General features: G+C 62.3%; 15 protein-coding genes and 1 pseudogene. 2 read left to right on the top strand and 14 right to left on the bottom strand.

Annotated features, from left to right (window positions below):
- Nucleotides 1-2: 2 nt before the first annotated feature.
- Nucleotides 3-1,857: pseudogene (gene lepA, locus KIV56_RS01055) on the bottom strand (translation elongation factor 4).
- 118 nt (nt 1,858-1,975) lie between these two features.
- Between lepA and KIV56_RS01050 the strand changes: the two are divergent.
- Nucleotides 1,976-2,686 (top strand): alpha/beta fold hydrolase, encoded by a 711-nt coding sequence (locus tag KIV56_RS01050; protein WP_281534828.1) that lies wholly within the window; start codon nt 1,976-1,978, stop codon nt 2,684-2,686.
- A 153-nt stretch (nt 2,687-2,839) separates the two neighbouring features.
- Nucleotides 2,840-3,103, top strand: a complete 264-nt coding sequence (rpsT, locus tag KIV56_RS01045; RefSeq protein ID WP_134446062.1) for a 30S ribosomal protein S20 — start codon at nt 2,840-2,842, stop codon at nt 3,101-3,103.
- A 78-nt stretch (nt 3,104-3,181) separates the two neighbouring features.
- Here rpsT and KIV56_RS01040 read toward each other — a convergent pair whose 3' ends face one another.
- From KIV56_RS01040 to KIV56_RS00980, 13 genes are all read right to left on the bottom strand, one after another.
- Nucleotides 3,182-4,012, bottom strand: coding sequence for an ABC transporter permease (locus KIV56_RS01040; protein WP_281534827.1), 831 nt, complete (start codon nt 4,010-4,012; stop codon nt 3,182-3,184).
- Entirely contained in the window at nt 4,009-4,998 is a 990-nt protein-coding gene (locus KIV56_RS01035) for an ATP-binding cassette domain-containing protein (protein ID WP_432432652.1), read from the bottom strand. Before KIV56_RS01035 ends, KIV56_RS01040 begins: the two co-directional genes overlap by 4 nt.
- A 68-nt stretch (nt 4,999-5,066) precedes the next feature.
- Entirely contained in the window at nt 5,067-5,912 is an 846-nt protein-coding gene (locus tag KIV56_RS01030; RefSeq protein WP_281534825.1) for a DUF4097 family beta strand repeat-containing protein, read from the bottom strand.
- 105 nt (nt 5,913-6,017) lie between these two features.
- On the bottom strand, nt 6,018-6,515 hold the full coding sequence (locus tag KIV56_RS01025) for a toxin-antitoxin system HicB family antitoxin (protein WP_281534824.1): 498 nt from the start codon (nt 6,513-6,515) through the stop codon (nt 6,018-6,020).
- A gap of 96 nt (nt 6,516-6,611) precedes the next feature.
- Nucleotides 6,612-7,649 carry a DNA polymerase III subunit delta gene (gene holA, locus KIV56_RS01020; RefSeq protein WP_281534823.1) on the bottom strand — a complete coding sequence of 346 codons (1,038 nt, stop codon included), beginning with the start codon at nt 7,647-7,649 and terminating at the stop codon, nt 6,612-6,614.
- Between the two features lie 92 nt (nt 7,650-7,741).
- On the bottom strand, nt 7,742-8,482 hold the full coding sequence (locus tag KIV56_RS01015; protein WP_281536245.1) for a ComEC/Rec2 family competence protein: 741 nt from the start codon (nt 8,480-8,482) through the stop codon (nt 7,742-7,744).
- 190 nt (nt 8,483-8,672) lie between these two features.
- Complete coding sequence (locus KIV56_RS01010) at nt 8,673-10,148, bottom strand: PIN domain-containing protein (protein WP_281534822.1); 1,476 nt, start codon at nt 10,146-10,148, stop codon at nt 8,673-8,675.
- Between the two features lie 212 nt (nt 10,149-10,360).
- A complete protein-coding gene (locus KIV56_RS01005) occupies nt 10,361-12,220 on the bottom strand; it encodes a hypothetical protein (RefSeq protein WP_281534821.1) in 1,860 nt (619 codons plus the stop codon).
- 427 nt (nt 12,221-12,647) lie between these two features.
- Nucleotides 12,648-13,250 carry a M48 family metallopeptidase gene (locus KIV56_RS01000; protein WP_281534820.1) on the bottom strand — a complete coding sequence of 201 codons (603 nt, stop codon included), beginning with the start codon at nt 13,248-13,250 and terminating at the stop codon, nt 12,648-12,650.
- A gap of 120 nt (nt 13,251-13,370) precedes the next feature.
- Nucleotides 13,371-14,552 (bottom strand): type I restriction enzyme subunit R domain-containing protein, encoded by a 1,182-nt coding sequence (locus tag KIV56_RS00995; protein WP_281534819.1) that lies wholly within the window; start codon nt 14,550-14,552, stop codon nt 13,371-13,373.
- Nucleotides 14,553-14,580: 28 nt separating this feature from the next.
- Entirely contained in the window at nt 14,581-16,662 is a 2,082-nt protein-coding gene (locus tag KIV56_RS00990) for a type I restriction endonuclease subunit R (RefSeq protein WP_281534818.1), read from the bottom strand.
- Entirely contained in the window at nt 16,659-17,663 is a 1,005-nt protein-coding gene (locus KIV56_RS00985) for a restriction endonuclease subunit S (protein WP_281534817.1), read from the bottom strand. The genes KIV56_RS00990 and KIV56_RS00985 overlap by 4 nt, the downstream gene beginning before the upstream one ends.
- 201 nt (nt 17,664-17,864) lie before the next feature.
- Nucleotides 17,865-18,476: a hypothetical protein gene (locus tag KIV56_RS00980; protein WP_281534816.1), complete on the bottom strand. Its 612-nt coding sequence runs from the start codon at nt 18,474-18,476 to the stop codon at nt 17,865-17,867.
- Nucleotides 18,477-18,517 lie beyond the last annotated feature (41 nt).

Raw genomic sequence — 18,517 nt, 5'->3', positions numbered from 1 at the left:
GCCTACTTCTTCTCTTTCTTGGCCGGCTCGTCGCCCGAGAGCGCGGCAATGAAGGCCTCCTGCGGCACCTCGACGCGGCCGACCATCTTCATGCGCTTCTTGCCTTCTTTCTGCTTCTCGAGCAGCTTGCGCTTGCGCGAGATGTCGCCGCCGTAGCACTTGGCGAGGACGTCCTTGCGGATGGCGCTGATCGATTCGCGGGCGATGATGCGTGCGCCGATCGCGGCCTGGATCGGAACGTCGAACTGCTGCCGTGGGATGAGCTTCCGCAGCCGCCCGGTCATGAGCACGCCGTAGTCGTAGGCCTTGTCGCGGTGCACGATGGCGCTGAACGCGTCGACCTGTTCGCCCTGGAGCAGGATGTCGACCTTGACGAGGTCCGCCTCCTGCGAGCCGATCGGTTCGTAGTCGAGCCGAGGCGTAGCCGGCGGTCTTGCTCTTGAGCTGGTCGAAGAAGTCGAAGACGATCTCGCCGAGGGGCATCGTGTAGCGGATCTCGACCCGGTCCTCACCGAGGTACTCCATGCCGAGCAGGGTGCCGCGACGGCCCTGGCAGAGTTCCATGATGACGCCGACATAGTCCTTGGGCGCGAGGATCGCGGCCTTGACGATGGGCTCCTCGACCTTGGCGATCTTCCCGTCCGGGAACTCGCTCGGGTTCGTCACGGTGACGGTCTTCTTGTCGTCGGTCGAGACCTCGTAGATCACGCTCGGGGCGGTCGTGATCAGGTCGAGGTTGAACTCGCGGTCGAGGCGCTCGGTGATGATCTCGAGGTGGAGCAGGCCCAGGAAGCCGCAGCGGAAGCCGAAGCCGAGGGCGACGGATGTCTCCGGCTCGTAGACGAGGGAGGCGTCGGAGAGCTTGAGCTTGTCGAGTGCTTCGCGGAGGGCCGGGTAGTCGCTGCCGTCGATCGGGTACAGGCCGGAGAACACCATCGGCTTGGGCTCGGTGTAGCCGGGCAGGGCCACGGTCGCCGGACGCAACGCGGTCGTGACGGTGTCGCCGACCTTTGACTGGCGGACGTCCTTCACGCCGGTGATCAGGTAGCCGACCTCGCCGACGCCGAGACCCTTGCTCGGGGTCGGTTCCGGACTCGTGACACCGATCTCGAGGATCTCGTGGGTCGCCCGGGTGGACATCATCTGGATCTTCTCGCGCGGGCTGAGCTTTCCATCGATCATGCGGACATAGGTGACGACGCCGCGGTAGCTGTCGTAGACCGAGTCGAAGATCATGGCGCGGGCGGGGGCGTCCGGGTCTCCCACGGGGGCCGGGATGAGCCGGGTGGCCCGGTCGAGCAGCTCGGCGACGCCGATGCCGGTCTTGCCGGAGACGCGCAGCACGTCCTCCGGCTTGCCGCCGATCAGGCTCGCGAGTTCCTTCGCGTACTTGTCCGGGTCCGCGGCGGGGAGGTCGATCTTGTTGAGCACCGGGATGATCGTGAGGTCGTTCTCGAGGGCGAGGTACAGGTTCGCGAGCGTCTGGGCTTCAATGCCCTGGGCCGCGTCGACGAGCAGGATGGCGCCCTCGCACGCAGCGAGGCTCCGGGAGACCTCGTAGGTGAAGTCGACGTGACCCGGGGTGTCGATCATGTTGAGCGCGTAGGCCTGGCCGTCGAGTTCCCACGGCATCCGCACGGCCTGGCTCTTGATGGTGATGCCGCGTTCGCGCTCGATGTCCATGCGGTCGAGGTACTGGGCCCGCATCAGGCGGTCGTCGACGACGCCGGTGATCTGCAGCATCCGGTCGGCGAGGGTGGACTTGCCGTGGTCGATGTGCGCGATGATGCAGAAGTTACGGATGAATGCCGGCGGTGTTGCGGCCGGCAGGAACGCCGTGAGGGGTCTGGGTGACATGATCCGGTAATTCTCCCATAGCTCGGGCCCGCCGCGGATTTCGCCCGCGGAGAGCGCATCGCGCGCGAGTAAAATCCTCGGCTATCGGCCGGGTCGCGCCGACAACGCGGGAGGAACGATGACGGCAACCACTCCGGTGCTGTTCGTGCACGGCATCCGGGCTTCGCGCACCATGTGGCGGCAGCAGCAGGCGCGCCTCAGCGAATCAGGACATCCGTCGCTGGCCATCGATCTACCCGGCCACGGATTGCGCAGCGACGAAGAATTCACGGTCGCGGCGGCACTCCGGGCGATCGACGAGGGTGTGACCGCACTGGGCGGCCGGGTGCTCCTGGTCGGGCTGTCCCTGGGCGGGTACTACTCGATCGCATACGCCGCCGCCCGTCCCGAACGGTTGGTCGGCCTCGTCGCGGCCGGGTGCAGCTTCGTTCCGGCCGGACCGGGGCTCGCAGCCTACCGGCGCCTGGCCCGGGTGATCCGTCTCCTCCCCGACCACGGCCTGTGGCTGCACACAACACTCGTGCGCGTCCTGCTGCCCCGGGAAGGTGCGCTCGACGCCCTCGCCGGCGGGGTTCCGCTCGGCGTCATGGATGCCGGACTCTGCGCGACGGCAACGCTGAGCCCGCTGCGGAGCCTGGCCGAATACCCGGGGCCGGTCTGGCTTGTCAACGGTGCCTTCGACCAGTTCCGGCTGCACGAGAGGCGATTCCTCTCCGCGTGCAGGGACGGCCGCCTCATCGTCGTCCCCCGGGCGACGCATCTGGTCAGCCTTGCCCAGCCGGATCGCTTCGCGGCCGTGCTCGCCCGGATCCTGGCCCGGCTCCCCTGACGTTCCCCGACCGGATTATCGGCCGGACCGAATAACTGGTATCGTTGCCTGTTGGCTTGCGTGTTGGGTCCCACCCCACCACGATTTTGCCGTACGGCGCCCTCTACCGCCACGCGGCCCATCCGAACAAGAACCTAACGAAAGCGTATAAACGTGGCAAATATCAAGTCGCAGATCAAGCGTATTGGCACCAACAAGAAGGCCCAGGAGCGCAACAAGGCGGTCAAGAGCGAGTTCAAGACCGCCGTTCGCGCTGCGCGCCTCGCTGTCACCTCCGGCGACAAGGACAAGGCTGTCGCCAGCCTCGCGATTGCGTCGAAGAAGCTCGACAAGGCCGTCAGCAAGGGTGTCATCCACCGCAACCAGGCTGCAAACAAGAAGTCCGCGCTCGCCAAGTCCGTCGGCGCGCTCGTCTAGTCTCCGCACCACCCAGCCGGCTTTCCGGCTGTCGAAAAGCCCCCGCCTGTTCGGCGGGGGCTTTTTCGTCGTCATCGATCAGCGCACGGATTTGCGCTCGTAGAGTGCCATCGACCAGGCGTAGCCGATGAGAGCGAGCACCGCGCACCATCCGATCGCGAGCACCGGGTTCCAGCCGGGCGGGGTGCCGAGGAGCAGCCCGCGCAGGCTCTCGATGAACGGCGTGAACGGCTGGTACTGCGCGAACCACTGCAGCCACTCCGGCATCGAGGCCGTCGGCACGAAGCCGCTGCCGAGGAGCGGCAGGAGAGTCAGGAGCAGGGGCAGGTTGCTGGCCGTCTCGACGGACTTCGACTGCATTCCCATCGCCACGCCGAGCCAGCTCACCGCGAACGAGATGAGCACGATCAGGCCCGCCGCCGCGAACCATTCCGCCGGGCTCGCCGTGGGCCGGAATCCGATCAGGAGGCCGACGCCGAGCACGAGCACGACGGCTATGACGGCCTGGACGGTGTTGCCGACCACGTGTCCGGCGAGGACCGCGGCCCGCGAGATCGACATGGTGCGGAAGCGCGCCGTGATTCCTTCCGTCATGTCCATGGCGACGGTGATCGAGGCGCCGCCCGCGCTGCCGGAGATCGTGATGAGGAGGATTCCGGGCATCACGTAGGCCAGGTAGGCGTCACGTCCGCCGGAGGGGTCGACGCCGGGCAGGCCGGCCCCGAGCGTTCCACCGAAGACGAACACGAGGAGCAGCAGCGCCACCACGGGTCCGAGGATGGTGAACAGCGAGAGGCCGGGGTAGCGCACCATGTGCAGCAGGTTGCGCTGCAGCATCGTGACGGTGTCCGCGATCACATGCGACCTCCGGCCGGGGGCGGGTGCGTGCGCGGCGGTGAGGGTGGTCATGACTCCGTTCCCTTCGTTCGAGCCGGTTCGGCCTCAGCGGCCCGCGCGGACCGGGCGGACCGGTTTGTGGCGGCGGTGAGGGCGAAGAAGACGTCGTCGAGATCAGGCGTGTGGATGCTGAGGTCCTCCATCTCGACGCCCGCGTTGTCGAGGCGGCCCAGGATGCCGCGCAGCGCGCCGACCGTGCCGTCGCCCGGCACGGTGAGCGCGAGCCCTGCCTCATCGCGAGTGGAGTCGCCGAGCAGGCGCGCGGCGGCGTCGAGCGCCGCGGCATCCGTGAATCGCAGCCGGATGTGGCCGCCGGGGACAAGGCGCTTGAGCTCGTCCGGCGTGCCGTTCGCGACGATCCGGCCGCCGTCGAGCACAGCGATGCGGTCGGCGAGCTCATCGGCCTCGTCGAGGTGCTGGGTGGTGAGGAGAACCGTCGTGCCGTCCGATACCAGGCCGCGCACGATGTCCCACATCGTGTGGCGACTGCGCGGGTCCAGGCCGGAGGTCGGCTCGTCGAGGAAGAGCACCCTCGGCGCCGCGACGAGGGTCATGGCGAGGTCGAGGCGGCGACGCATCCCTCCCGAGTAGGTCGCGAGCGGCTTCCGCGCGGACTCGACGAGGTCGAACTGCTCGAGGAGTTCCGCCACCCGCTGGGCCCCGCGTTTCGGCCCGAGGTGCCGCAGCCTCGCCATCAAGCGGAGGTTCTCTTCGCCGGTGAGCAGGCCGTCGACGGCCGAGAATTGGCCGGTGAGGCCGATCGCGGCGCGGACGCCGTCGTGGTCGCGCACCACGTCGCATCCGTTGACGACGGCGGTGCCGCCGTCCGGTCGCACGAGCGTGGACAGGATGTGCACGGTCGTGGTCTTGCCCGCGCCGTTCGGGCCGAGCAGCGCCGTGACGGTGCCCGCCTCGACGCTGAGGTCGACCTGGTCGAGCACGGTCTTTCCGCCATAGGCCTTACGGAGCCCCTGGACGTCGATCGCCGGTCTGGTCATGTCTGTCATTCCCTTCTGCTGGTTGACTGCCCTGCTGTTTCTGTTGCTGGGTGCTGCGCTTCACCGGGTCAGCGGGCCCGTTCGACGGCAATGTCGCCGAAACGGGTGCGCGCACGGACCGAGACGGTGTGCTCGGCGGAGTCGGGAGCCCGGTCGCCGGCCAGTTCGTTGCGCACCCGTCCTTCCTTCGTGGCGAGATCGAGCCAGACGGGGATGCCCGGTCGGACGCCGACGGTCACCTGGCCGAAGCCGCTGTCGAGCTGGACCGAACCACTCGACACCTCGTGCAGGTGGATGCTGCCGTACGCGGTCTTTGCCGAGACAGAGGCGAGCGCCGTGGTGATGTCGAGGTCGCCGTAGGAGAGCTTCGCCTCGAGGTCGCCGCCCGATTCACCGATCAGGATGCTGCCATGCGACGCCTTGAGCACGGCGTCACCGGTTACGGTGCCGATCCGGATCTGACCGTGGTCCGCCGTGATGTCGATGCCGCCGTCTGCGGTGGTCACCGACGCGTTGCCGTGGGAGGCGCGGAGCCACAGGTCGCCCGTGCTGTCGAGGTTCACGGCGCCGGTCGACGCCTTGACGCGGGTCGCGCCGAGCCGGCCGACGGTTCGCACGCCGCCGACGCTGATCTCGACGGTCAGCCGCGAGCCGGTGGGCAGCTCGACCTTCACGTCGACGGACTCGGTCGGGCCGATGACGCTGAAGCGGGGCTTCGGCCCGGTGATGGTCAACCGGCTGCCGTCGAACTCGACCCGGGTCTCCTCCGCTCCCCTGCGATCGACGGCCTTCGCCGGGTTTGTCGGCGCCACCGTCACGATGGTGTCGGGGCGGTCGCCGGCGAGCACCTCGACGATGCCGACGGGCAGGTTGATGGCGAGGTCGATGGGGCCGGGGGTACTGTATGCGGGCATGCTGGCGCGTCCCTTTCTGTGGGCTGGTGTGAGACCGGTGTGTGGCGCGAGACCGGTGTGTGTGATGCGTCGGGGTGGTGCTGGTGGATGCCGGGGCCGGGCCGGTCAGCGCGCCCAGCCAGCGAAGTTGTCCCCGGTGCGGAGCGTGCGTTGCGCTGAGCGGCGCTGCCGGGGCTGCCGGGGCTGGAGGGCGGCTGCGATCGCGCGGACGAGCCAGGTGTTGACAGAAAGCCCGTCGGCCGCCGCCGCCTCGTCCACCCGGGACTTGAGGGCGTCTGGGAGGCGGAGCGTCGTGCGCGAGGTGCTCGTGTCGTCGAGGTCGACGGCGGCGGGCTGACGTTCCTCGGCGTCGGACTCGGAGTTCGGCTGGGTGACCACGAACTCGATCTCGCGGCCGCGGAGTCGCAGGTCGACCGAACCGGGCGCGAGGTCGCGGGTGATCTCGCCGACCGCGGCCGACAGGACGTCGAGGAGCACGAGCCTCGTCGCGGCATCCAGTCCGGCGGCGAGCCGTTCCGCGACGGCGCGGGTGTCCTCCGCGCCGTTCGCCGCGGTCTCCGCCAACTGGCGCTGCAGGTCGGTGACGTACTGTCCGAGTTCCATGTCACCATGATGACACCAGCGTGGTGTCATGTCAAGCAATTATGGTGTCACACTGGGAATGAAGCCGTTACGGACTGGCAGGGGTACGTCGGCAGGTCAGTCCTCGCCGCGGCGGGCGATGACACCGATCAGGCGTTCGAGGGCGAAAACGGGATCCCGTTCGGCGCCCTTGACCGCGGCATCCGCTTCGGCGAGGGCGACGATGCACCGTCCGAGGCCCTCGTCTGTCCAGCCGCGGAGGTCGCGCTGGGCGCGTTCGACCTGCCAGGGCGCCAGGCCGAGCTGGCCGGCGAGCTGGCCGGACCCGCCCCGGGCACCGTAGACCTTGGCCATGGTGCGGATCTTCATCGCGAAGGCCGCGACGACGGGCACCGGGTCTGCGCCGGAGGTGAGCGCGTGCCTCAGGATGACGAGAGCGTCGCCGAACTTGCCGGCGATCGCCGCGTCGGCGACCTTGAACGCGTTCGCCTCGACGCGGCCGCCGTAATACCGGTCGACCGTGGTCTCCGTGACCTCTGCGGTCGAGTCCGCGATGAGCTGCTGGCAGGCTGCGGAGAGTTCGGCGAGGTCCCCGGAGAAGGCCGCGACGAGGGCGCGCAGGGCGCTGCCGCTGACCCGCTTGCCCGCCGTGCGGAACTCGGCCGCTGCGAAGTCGTGCCGGTCGGTGTCCTTTTTGAGTTCGGCGCAGACGATCTCGATGCCGCCACCGAGGCCGGACCGGATGGTGTCGAGGAGCTTCTTGCCGCGCACGCCGCCCGCATGGCGGAGCACGACGTAGGTGTCGTCCGCGGGGTTCTCGAGATAGTCGAGGGCCTCGGCCAGGAAGGTGTCGCTGCACTTTTCCACGTTCGTGACCCGGATCAGGCGCGGTTCGCCGAACAGCGACGGGCTCGCCATCGTGAGGAGTTCACCGGGCGCGTAGCTGTCTGCGAGCACGTCGCTGATCTCGAGGCTCGGGTCCTCGAGCTTGAGGAAGTCACGCAGCTGCCGGATGGCCCGTTCGGCGAGGAAGGTCTCGGTCCCGGAGACGAGCACGATGGGGGCCGGCCGGACCTCGTGCCAGGCGAGTTGCGGGATCGCGACGGCCTTGCCGGCGCGCGCTGTCTTGGCGGGTGCTGCGCTGCGGACGGCCACGCGAGTCCTCTCCCCTGACCGGCTCAGGGGCGGGCTCAGGGTTTCCAGCCTAACCGGCACCGGGGACACTCACCCTCGGCACGTCATCGGCGTCAGCCGCCCTTCTCCGTCCAGACAGTGAGCGCGCCTCCCCCGGCGGCGTCCGGCGCGACGACCGAGAGCCCTTGCCGGTCGGTGCGCACGGCGAGGGTGCCCACCGAGCGGAGCAGGTCGAGCAGGGAGACGGTCGGGTGACCGTAGCGATTGTCGGCGCCGACGGAGATGAGCCCCACCGTTGCGTGCAGCTCGGCATAGAACTGCGGGCTCTGGTCGCGGCTGCCGTGGTGGGCGACCTTGACGACGTCGACCCTGCCCGGAGCCGACACCCGGTCGAGCGCGTCCTGGGCGTCCTCGCCGAGGTCGCCGAGAAAAACCGAACGGATGCCGCGCCCGTCGAATTCGATCGTGACGCTTCCCGGGTTGCCGGTCTGCATCTCCGATCCGCCGCGTACGGGCCAGAGCACGTCCCAGCGCAGGCCGCCGAGCGTGCCCGCGTCGCCCTTCGCCGCCTGTCGGACCTCGGCGCCACCCTCGGCGAGCCGAGCGTGCAGCCGCTCGTCCTGCGCGTTCTCGGGGATGCCGACGAGCGCGGTGCCGACCCGGCCGATCACGGCCGCGATTCCGCCGATGTGGTCCATGTCGTAGTGGGTCAGCACCAGGAGGTCGATGCGGTCGATCCCGAGCGAACTCAGGCAGCGTTGCAAGGGCTTCGGGTCCGGTCCGACGTCGACGAGCGCGAAGCGGTCCCGGTCAGCCCCGTGATCCCTCACGACGACGGCATCACCCTGGCCGATGTCTTCCCTGTCAAGTCTGAATGTGTTGCGTATTTAGACGAAGACCGAGCTCCACCCTTCGGATTATTTCGGGTGCCGCACGCAGACTCCTTCGAGGGAAGGGATGCCGTGATCATGTTGGGCGGGAGGTTTGAGCGGCTGCATTCTCCCCAGGGGCCAGGGCCAGACACACGCACACAAGCGCGTCCAACTACGACAAGATCGCCAGCGTGACCCTTTGTCGATCATCGTCTCGAAGCTGGCTCGCCAACTCGAGCATGAAAGTCGCCGCGATCTCCGTACCGACTTGCTTCTTCAGGCCAGCGTGGAAATATCCGAAGCCGTCGAGAACGGGGTCAATACTTTCGTTCGCGAATTCGGCTGCTGCGCGAATCCCTTGGATGACGAACGGCAGACATGATGACTTGCACCACGCTTCTCCAAGGATTTGACGGATGAGTATTGAGAGTGTCGCCGGAGTCCCCTCAACGGCTGTGGACACATGGAGGAGCCACCGCGCCAGAGTGTAGGACCAGTCTCTCAACGATTCCGGTGACTGAGCAGACGCGGCAAGGGCGTCCATTAGCAAGGTCAGACGTTCATTGCTCTTGTCACCTCCGCCGTGCATCATAGCGACGGCGACACCTCTCGGACTGTCGCCATCAATCCGCATCGCCAGCGCGTAAGTCTCAGAATCGAAGTCAATACCGACGTAATACTGAACGATGAGAGCGGCCCTGCTTGCTTCGAGGATTTCGTGATTGACACGCCCCTCCAGACACAGGAATTCGAGCAGCGCGACAGTTCCGAAAGACGGGACTCCGATCTCGCTAGCCATCCTTCTAAGAAATAGGTCGTCAGACCAGAACGCCAACCCGTGTGCCGCGGCATGGTCGAGGGCGGACAATGCCGTGTTCAGGACATGGGTTGAATTGCCCGCGAATCCAGGAAGAACAACCAATTCTGGGTGAGCGACGCGCGCGGTTTGCTCAAAACGGTCATGTAGACGTTGCGCCTCTTGGATACGAAGGGTCCGGTCTTCCTCCGGCACCGTGCGCAAGCTACCGACATCTCCCCCGGCCGCCGGGACATATCGAAGTCCAGACGCTCTCTTCATGCGCGCGAGGCAGCCTACCGAGTCACGAAATTGTTCCGCGGTAGTTTCCTGACTAGCAAACAAGCCGGCGGCCGCTACTGACGTGATCTCGGGAAGGAGAATTTGCGTGAACAGGGCTGTCGAATCCACGACGATCACAGCATTTTCCGCGGCGCGAATTGCGAGGATTTCACCGTCGATGTCGTTGGTGCCCGCGAACCGTGCAATGGCCGCTCGCACGACGATTGCCTCCGCGTATGTTGTGTTGTGCACCGCTGCGGAGATGCATATCGGGAGGCGAGCGGCAGCGACCTGCGCATCGACGTCAGATGTGTCTGGAAGATCTCCCAAAGCCGCGCGCAATGACTCAAGCGGTCTTTCCATATCGACCGGAACTAGTTGAAAATGGACGGAGTTGGGGAAATCAGCGAGGTACTCCCCTACCGGGCTGTATTGGCTGTCGATTGGCACCGAATTGAAGAGCAATGCATGAACGACGCGACGGCGTATTTCTTCGTCGTCTTTCCAATCCGTTGCAATATGAATCGCGTCCTCGGAATTACCGACCTCGGTGCCGAATTCTTCGAACAATGCCGTCCAAACCCTGGCATCTTGTCTTGATTCGGGTCTAATGCCACTGCCGACACCGGTCAGCGTGTTCAGCGCATCCCTTGTTCGACCGAGAAAGTACTGACAGGCGATGAGAGCCCATACTGCACGCACGCTTTTCGGGCGAAGTTGAACAAGCCTTGTCGCCGCGCGAACCGCTTCATCCCACTCGGAAAGGCTAGAAAAGCACTCGACTAGGAGCGTATTTGCTTCGAACTCTCCCCCCAACGGCTTCCAGCGTTTAGGAGAGCGGACTTGAGGCATTCAATAGCCCTCTTGGGATCTCCCAAGTGCTGATATATATGCGCCGCATCCATCCAGAAGTGGGGCGCCGTCCACCGCATCGCCGCCTCAGAAGCGAGCCTCGCTGCGGCTTCCATCTCTTCGTGGCGTTTGTAATAGTCCAACAGAGCGATGGCTATCCGAGGTTGTTTCCCCGATTCCAGGCGAGCCTCCGCAAGTGCGCCATCCTCTTCGGCGAAGAGCGACGCGACCAGGATGAGTTCTTTGGCCACCTGTGGGTTTTCCTTGCCAAGCACGCCGACAAATGGGTCTGTAGTGCCGAGCAGCGCGAGTCTGAAGAGAATGTGTGCTTTCTCGTCCCAATCGTCGCTCGCCTCGAGCGCAGCTTTCAGAGCTCGGACAGCACCTTCCTCGTCGCCCGCATCCACGGAGATGAGAGCTTCGACTTGACTTCGGACGCACGGCGTATTCACCGCGCCAACTAGGCTGCGAGCGATTTCAAATCGCCCTGCCTCGGCGGCCAAGAGACACGCAAAGTCAAGGACAACTCTTGAATTGGCTTCCAACAAGTTGGCTTCACCTTCCGGGGGCAACTGCGTTATTCGCCAGGCCAGTTCATTGTCGTCTATAAGCCGAGCAGCGCGGGCGGCCTCTACGACAGCAGCGGCGCTACTACTCGCCCACCGCCTTTGGTCGTCTCGTATCCGTAGCGCGAGAGTAAGTGCCTTCGTCGCATCATCCGAGTGCAAAGGGGAGGACCTCTTCGAATGCCGAACGATCAACGCACGCACGGCAACTAGGCCAGCCTCCGTCGCTAATAGCCCTTCGTAGGCCCGAACTCCCATCAGAATCGCATTGTCGAAATCGAGTTCAGCAAGCGATTGTCGTGCCAGCAGAATCTCCTTTGTCGCCCGCTCCAAATCTGAGGACGGTAACCATGCACCCAAACCTGAAGAAAGCTCTTCGGCGTCGCCCAGCACGGCCTGCACGAACGGGTCGGCCGCAACATCATCTAGATATTCTCGGGCCTCTTCGATACTGCGAGTCCCCGACTGCCACATACGGCATACTTTCCAGAAACCTCGCGGAGAAATCCCGTCCGCTAACGCTGAATCGTAGAAATGCAGTGCCGCCTGCTTCTGCCCAGAATCTCCAGCAATCTGCCCTAGGAATGCCTGTACCGCCGGTGGCGCTGAATGCAAGAATCTTGGTTCCTGCGCCGCCCAGTCCGAAAGAGTCTGGCCTCGGTCGTCTGTGGCGGTGAGTCGGCCGATCAACGTCGGCGTGCTTGGCCAGAGCGACCGGAGGTCTCGAGCAAATCCAGCGCGAAGCGGATGAAACTTCTCGAGCCGCATTTCCATTAGTGCGGAGTCGTCGTCTCTTTCTACTATTTTCTCGGAGAGCTCCCCGACGACTCGGTCAATTGCCGTCACGGTACGTGAAGAGGCGACCTGAAGCGCCTCGCCGTGTGGGAGGGTTTCGGTATAGGCCCTCTGAAAATATCCCGCGAGAGCATCTCCAGGTTGAAGATCCGTTGGCGTGGACTTGGCCCCGGGAACATGATCAAGTCGTCGCCTCAAAGCCTCTATTTGGGCTGGCGAGCCGGACTTCAGGATATTTAGCACGTCGTCGCGTTTGGCCGATTGGCGCATCCGGTGCCCGCTCACCTGTATGCCGGCATCACGAGCCATATGCGCGGCGGCGTTCCCAACACGCCAATTGAGCGTGACCTTGTTACCTGCCTGAACGACGTAAACCATCGCTGAGGCGGCCATTTTCGTCGCAACAGCTAATACATCTACCACGTACATTCCCCCAAACACCACGAAGATGCTGTGCAGTCGCCGGCGGCCCTGTCGAGCGCCGATAACGATGTCCTCAGGCTACCGGGCCGGGATGAAATGGCCTCGACGAGCGGTATCGAGCAGGAGCGATGTGTCGTCATTCTTGCCGCATCACGGCTATTGCGCCCAAGATAAGGTGTCAATTCGTCAGACGCGGCAGCCCACGCGAGGACGAGCACAGCCGGCTATCGAGTTGGCTAGAGACCTCTTTCAGCGGCCTTCCTCCGCCCACTCGCGACGACCCATCTCTTTTAAGAGACCTCATCTAAGAGCGGGACTCGTAGTGGGATGCCAGTAAGTTCCGTAGCCAGTTCGTGTCGTATAGAGCTCTGAAGTACTTTCGCTGATCCCCTGCCTTAGTAGCGCTGGAGCGGAGACACCTGCAGCGGATTCTCTACTTGTGATTGACCGCAATCTCTCCAAACCACAGGTTCGCTCCGACGCGTGCCAAAAGATTCTTACGCTCTGCGAAGTCGGGCAACGCCCGCCCCAGAACCTGCCAGAACGCCGGTCCGTGATGCGGTTCCCTGAGGTGCGCAAGTTCATGTGCAACCACATAGTCGATGAGAACAGGACTTAGCTGGAACGCTGCCCAATGAAGACGCACGTTCCCACCTGGCGTCGCACTCCCCCACTTGCGGCCCAGATCCGTGACTTCAATTGTGCCTGGGTGCACGCGGAGCCGCTCCGACCAGTCCCTGGCCTTCGGAGCAACCCATGCCCGACCGCTGACGCGGTACCAATCCGTAAGCGGCGTCCGGCCGATGTCAGCGAGCTGAGCCGGCAGCCGCAGCCTTCCACCGACAAGACGAACACTATTGGATGACTCATCGACGATCTGGAGCCGGTAGTTGCGCCCGAGGTACACAAAACTCTCACCATCAACTAGCTCCTTCTCCACAGGGCGCCGATGGAGCTCTTCGTTCGCCGCGAGCTTGGTATAGATCCAGTTCCGTTTAGATTCCAAGAACTCCTGCAGGCTCTTCAATCGCCACATCAGAAGCAGCGAGTAGCTCCAAGCTCCCGTCGGGCAGAATCGTGAGCCTCGCCCGACGGTCACCGCCGCCGAACTTCACTGGAATACGCAGACCGTCCAGGGTCAATACTTTGGAACCCATCAAACCCCTGCCCAACGAGACCTCTCAGCAAATCTGCTGCGGTTAGCTCTGGCAAGTTCCACTAACGTGTCTGCAACTGCCTCCTGGTCCTCGAACGGGAACATGTCGCTGTCGTCTAGGATCATGCGTAGCTCGTGCCGGAGGTCCTCCTGGGCAACAAGATTCTGCCAGAACCGTACGATGCCGGAACGCTTTGCCACCAGGTCGACGATGCCGGCAGCGAGCTTCTCGAGCGTCAGACGAATTTCTTCAGGTAGTTCAGTTGTGGAAGCGAACTCAAGCTCGAGGACGCCATAGAAGCGCGCAACTAGCGGGTCAACGTGCGGAGTGTCGGTCGCCTCGTCTTCCGTGGTTTCCTCGAGAAGCTGTTCAAGCTGAAAGGTTAGCTGATCCCACTTGTCGACGAGAGTCTTCAGAATCTCTTCGAGACGATCTGAGAGTTTCTTGTAGCGACCGGGGTCTTGGTCGAAGTTCTTGCGTATGTGGTATCGCAGTGCATGTTCCATCTCAGACGCTTTCGCCTTGTCTGAAGTCAGGCCGTTGACCTTCGCGATGAAGTCCGGGTCGGTGATGGAGACCGGTGGAATCTTAGCTGCGATATCCAGAGCTAGAACGTGCTCATCAATGAGGTCTCGTACTTTCTGCCCGTACAGGGACACATCAAAGTCGCCCTGTCCGTCTTCGCGATAACGACGACGAGCCACCTTCTGGATAACGCCGAATCGCTTCGCATCCTTGACGAATCCCAGCCCTTCGGGCCGAGGTAGGACAGTATCTAGCGTGGCCAAGAAGGATTTAAACAAGACATCGAATCGGACTCTAAGGGGCTCATCCTCGAGGACCTGCACGCAGGCCTCGATGTCTTGATCCGCGTCGAAGGTATCGATTCCTGCCAGGGAGAATATGGCAACTACCCGAGCATGGCGGTCGGCAAGCTTTGGCAATTCATCAATGATGGACGCGAGCGCCCCTGTAGTGTCCTCGGCGTCCTCAGGTGCGTAGGCCTTCAGCGCCTTCTGGAGATGGGCACCTACCCCAAAGTAATCGACAAGGAAGCCAGCCGATTTGCCCGTGGCTGTACGGTTGACCCTCGCAATAGCTTGGAGCAACTCCGCGTCCTGGATGAACCGATCTAGGTAGAGCACCTGCTCAACGGGGGCATCAAAGCCCGTGAGAAGCATAGTTCGAACGATGAGGAAGGCTATGGGGCTACTCTTTTTGTCCCGATAGGCCGAGAGGCTTCTTGAAGTCTTCAATAGTCTTTTCCTGTAGAACTTTGTCCGTCCACCTCGCCCAGGTGGGGTCGTCGTTGTGGTTACCAGAAATGACCGGTACAAACTCAAGGGCTCGAATAAGGCCCAGGTGCGGCCGAGCTCGAATAAGTATCTGCATCTTGCTCGGCAGCGAATCGATGTCCATCGAAGCATCCTCGACTCCGTCGATGATGTAAGGCTCTATACCTTCGAGCTGAGCCACGAAGTCATCTCGGGCGTCGTTGAGGGCATCACGGTAGCGGACCGCAGCAAGACGACTTGTTGCTGCTAGCTGGGCTTTGAAGCCACCGGGGAAGATGGTCGACAGGTAGTGCCACATTATGGAACGAGCCTTGGCGGCGATGAGGCTGGGCGCCTCCAGTACGTTTCCGATTGTGGCGTAGCGAGTCTTTAGCTGTTCGACCTCTTCGGGGGTTTGCTCTGCGAACATGTCCTCGAAAAGTTGGTCGAGGTCGCTACCGCCCGAAACCGCCCCCTTGGCTGTACGACCTTCATAAAATATCGGAACGACCGCCCCGTCTTGCTCAGCTTGACGAATGGTGTACTTGTCAATGAATTCGCCGAAGATCGAGGTCGTCTTCTTCTTACCGGCACTCATAATTGGCGTACCGGTGAAGCCAATCTTCGCGGCATTGGGCAGGGCCGCCATGAGGTTTGCGTGCAGGGCGGAGGTCTGGGATCGGTGTGCTTCATCGACCAATATGACGATGGACTCATCACTATTGAGCACACCGAGTTCTTCGGCGACATCGTCGCCCGCGAGGCCAAGTTGACCGGCGTTACCCGTGTCCCGGTACTTCTGAATCATGGCGAAAACTAAGCCGGGACCGTGTTCTGCGAGCACTTTCCTAAGCTTCTTGGCGCGACGAACACGCTCTATGGTCTCGCCGGATATTTGTGCGGTAGCCGCCAGCTGCTTCTCAAGGTCAGTGCGGTCAGTAATAACGACCACCTTGCTGGAACGAAGGATGGCGTCAGAACGCATGGCCCGAATCAGAAAGGTCATGGTGAGCGACTTCCCCGAACCTTGTGTGTGCCAGATGAGACCGCCTCGGCGATCTGCCTCTCCGTCGATGGCCCGTGTCTTACCACTTCGGAGCCGCTGAATGGCCTTACCGACAGCGCGGTACTGCTGGTATCGAGCGACTATCTTGATTCGCTTGCCGTCGACGACCGTGAAAACGACAAAGTGCTTCACGATGTCCAGAAGGTTCTTCGGGGTAAGCATGCCGGCTACGAGCATCTCCTGCCCGCTGAGTGCATCGCGCGTTTTCCGGAGGCCCTCAGCGAGGTCGTTCGTGGAGAGCGGGTAGGGATCTTTCCACTCGAGATAATGTTCTGGTCCAGAGGTGAAGGTGCCGACACGAGCACGGTCGCCGTAGGTCGAGACGACGAATTGGTTCGTCCAGAACAGGCGCTCGTTGCCTTCGGGCATGCCGAGGGAGCGCTGGTTGGCGTAGCGACGGATCTGCTTGATACCTTCAGTGACCGGGTCAACAATGTTTGGACTCTTACACTCAATAACGATGAGCGGAATACCGTTCACGAACAGAACAACATCCGGCACAATGAACCGTTTTGACTGTCCGCCAGGCTCGTCTACGCGAAATTGGCTGAAAGCCAAGAAGTCGTTGTTTTCAGGCCTCTGGAAGTCGATGAACTGGATGTGTTGTGTCCGCCCTTGATCCCAGTCCGGAAGACCGGCGACCGAGATTCCCTCAAGCAAATGCCGCGTCATCCGTTCATTGACCTCGATGAGCTTTCCTATGCCCGCCCGCGTTAATTCCAAGAGCGCACCACTTAGGCGCTCGTCGTCAAGCCATTCACCGCGATTTGGGCCTGGGTTGATTCTCCGAAGCGCCGAGCGAAAGCGCTCTTCGAGTATCACCTCTCGGAAGGCCTCGCGTTCAGCGACTGATGCACCGAGATTTCCGCCCAGTATTACCTGCCACCCGAGAGCGGCAAGTTGTTGCAGGAGGGGTTTCTCGACGTGCGAATACTCTGATCCGTCACTCAATCGGAAGCTCCTATTGGCAGGGGAATGTGCCCAGCGATGAGGTCCGATGTCATGCCTATTCTCAGAGACTCCAATTTGGTCATCACTGCGCGCTCATGTTCTATGCGCTGATCGAGCGCGTGGATTCTCTCAACAATTAGATCCTGCTCAGGGATAGTGGGCAGCCAGATCTTGAACTTACTCAACGACGAAAGCGACACGGTTTTCTGGGCGTTGCCTACGGCGAATACCTCAGATTGCTTTCTGCCAAACTCTGAATTCAAGTAGATAGAAAGGTACGTACCTCGCGCGATGCGAAAATCTGGGTAGATGCAAGCGATATGCCGTTGGAATGCGAACGGATACTCGACGTCGACAGCAGCCGCATGCCCGAAGGAGCCCACGGCCGTATACAGGACCATCCCGTTCACAGCCTCCCGACCGGGACTGATGCGTCGGTAAGTGGCATCGGAGATACGTCCGGTCGTCGACCAATGAATGCGCCCATCGCGGATGCTCGACACATACAAGAAAGGTATGGACCCGGAATCGTCTAATACAACCGACTGATGAGTTCCGTCGGTTATCTTGACCGAAGCATCTGCGAGGCTGGTTTCTGCCGCGCCGCCAGCGAGCTCGCCCGAGACTATGCCCTCGCGAAGTGCACACAATTTCTGGACAACTAGATCTGACCATTTAATTTTTTCATCGATGGCATCCAGTATTTCGGAGATTCGACGTTGAGTTTCGAAGCGTGGAGTGAACACTTCCTGGGCGCCGACGAGGGACCAAGACGTGCGCGGCATCTTGGTGCCGAACGCAGTAGCCGCGGCAAACCCAAGAACACTCTCGGATCGTAATACATGGCTTAGATATCCAGCGTCGACCCCTGTACGAGCCCTTAAGACCAAAATCTCGGTTGAGCAATAGCCCGAAAAATCAGCTCTCGCGACTTTGCGGAGGTTTGGGCGGAGCTTTCCAAAAAGTGTGTCCCCCGTCTGGAATACCGTGTTGATACCCACCGAAGAAGACGACGGTGCCGTACCGGTTATGCGGGGCACATCGGTAGTCAGATGTTCCAGTCCGACATAGGCAACTGAGGCCAATTTCTGGCCAGGCCCCACTCGCGAATTCACGCAAGTCGCAAGTGCAGAGAGCCGTCGGGACTCATTCATATCCAAGCTCCTTGAGGAACCCTGTCAGTTTCAGGGAGGCAGACGCGTTCAATTCCTCAAGGGCAGCGAGAGGAACCTGGTATTTGTCCCACCACGTTTCAAACACTGCGACAACTTCCGCCGCCGTCGACGCGCACTTCGCTCGTTCGCCTCGTGCAAGAGATCAGACTGGAAAATGTTAAGAACCACGCTACGAGCAGCCGCAAGGTCAAGTACCTCGCTGGCGCTCATAAGCTTCTGAGCAAAATCACCTCGTTCCACCTTCAGCAGCCGCTTCGCCAGTGCGAGCTGAGTCTTCATCTCCTTCAGCTCGATTGGCGAAAGGACCACTTCTATAGGTTCACCGTCTTCGTCTACAGCGTTGGTTGCTTTGATTGCCTGGTCCAGCTCTGCAACTTCATTCGCGAGCGCGGAGAGTTGATTTAGGTATGTTGGAACCAGCGCCTTCGCTGCATCATGGTCCAGCGGATTTGCTTCAGACTTCTCGTCGCCCAAGGCATCGAGCACGCTGGCTACCCACGCTTCGACAAGGCCCTTGTATCCGAGGGTAGATAGCGTCTTGAGATCGACCAAGTTGTTGCTCCACCAAGACGCGATGATGCCCGAGATAGCGAAGCGGTCAAGCGTTTTCGTGCCGGAAAGTGCGGCCTGAAATGACACAATGAAATCCCTGCGAAGTGACGCGAGATCCGCAGTGGACT

Origin of the sequence: Cryobacterium breve (genome assembly GCF_027594785.1) — a bacterium.
Taxonomy (GTDB): Bacteria; Actinomycetota; Actinomycetes; order Actinomycetales; family Microbacteriaceae; genus Cryobacterium; species Cryobacterium breve_A.
The sequence above is the reverse complement of the archived record's forward strand: the minus strand, read 5'-3'. Positions and strand labels throughout refer to the sequence as shown.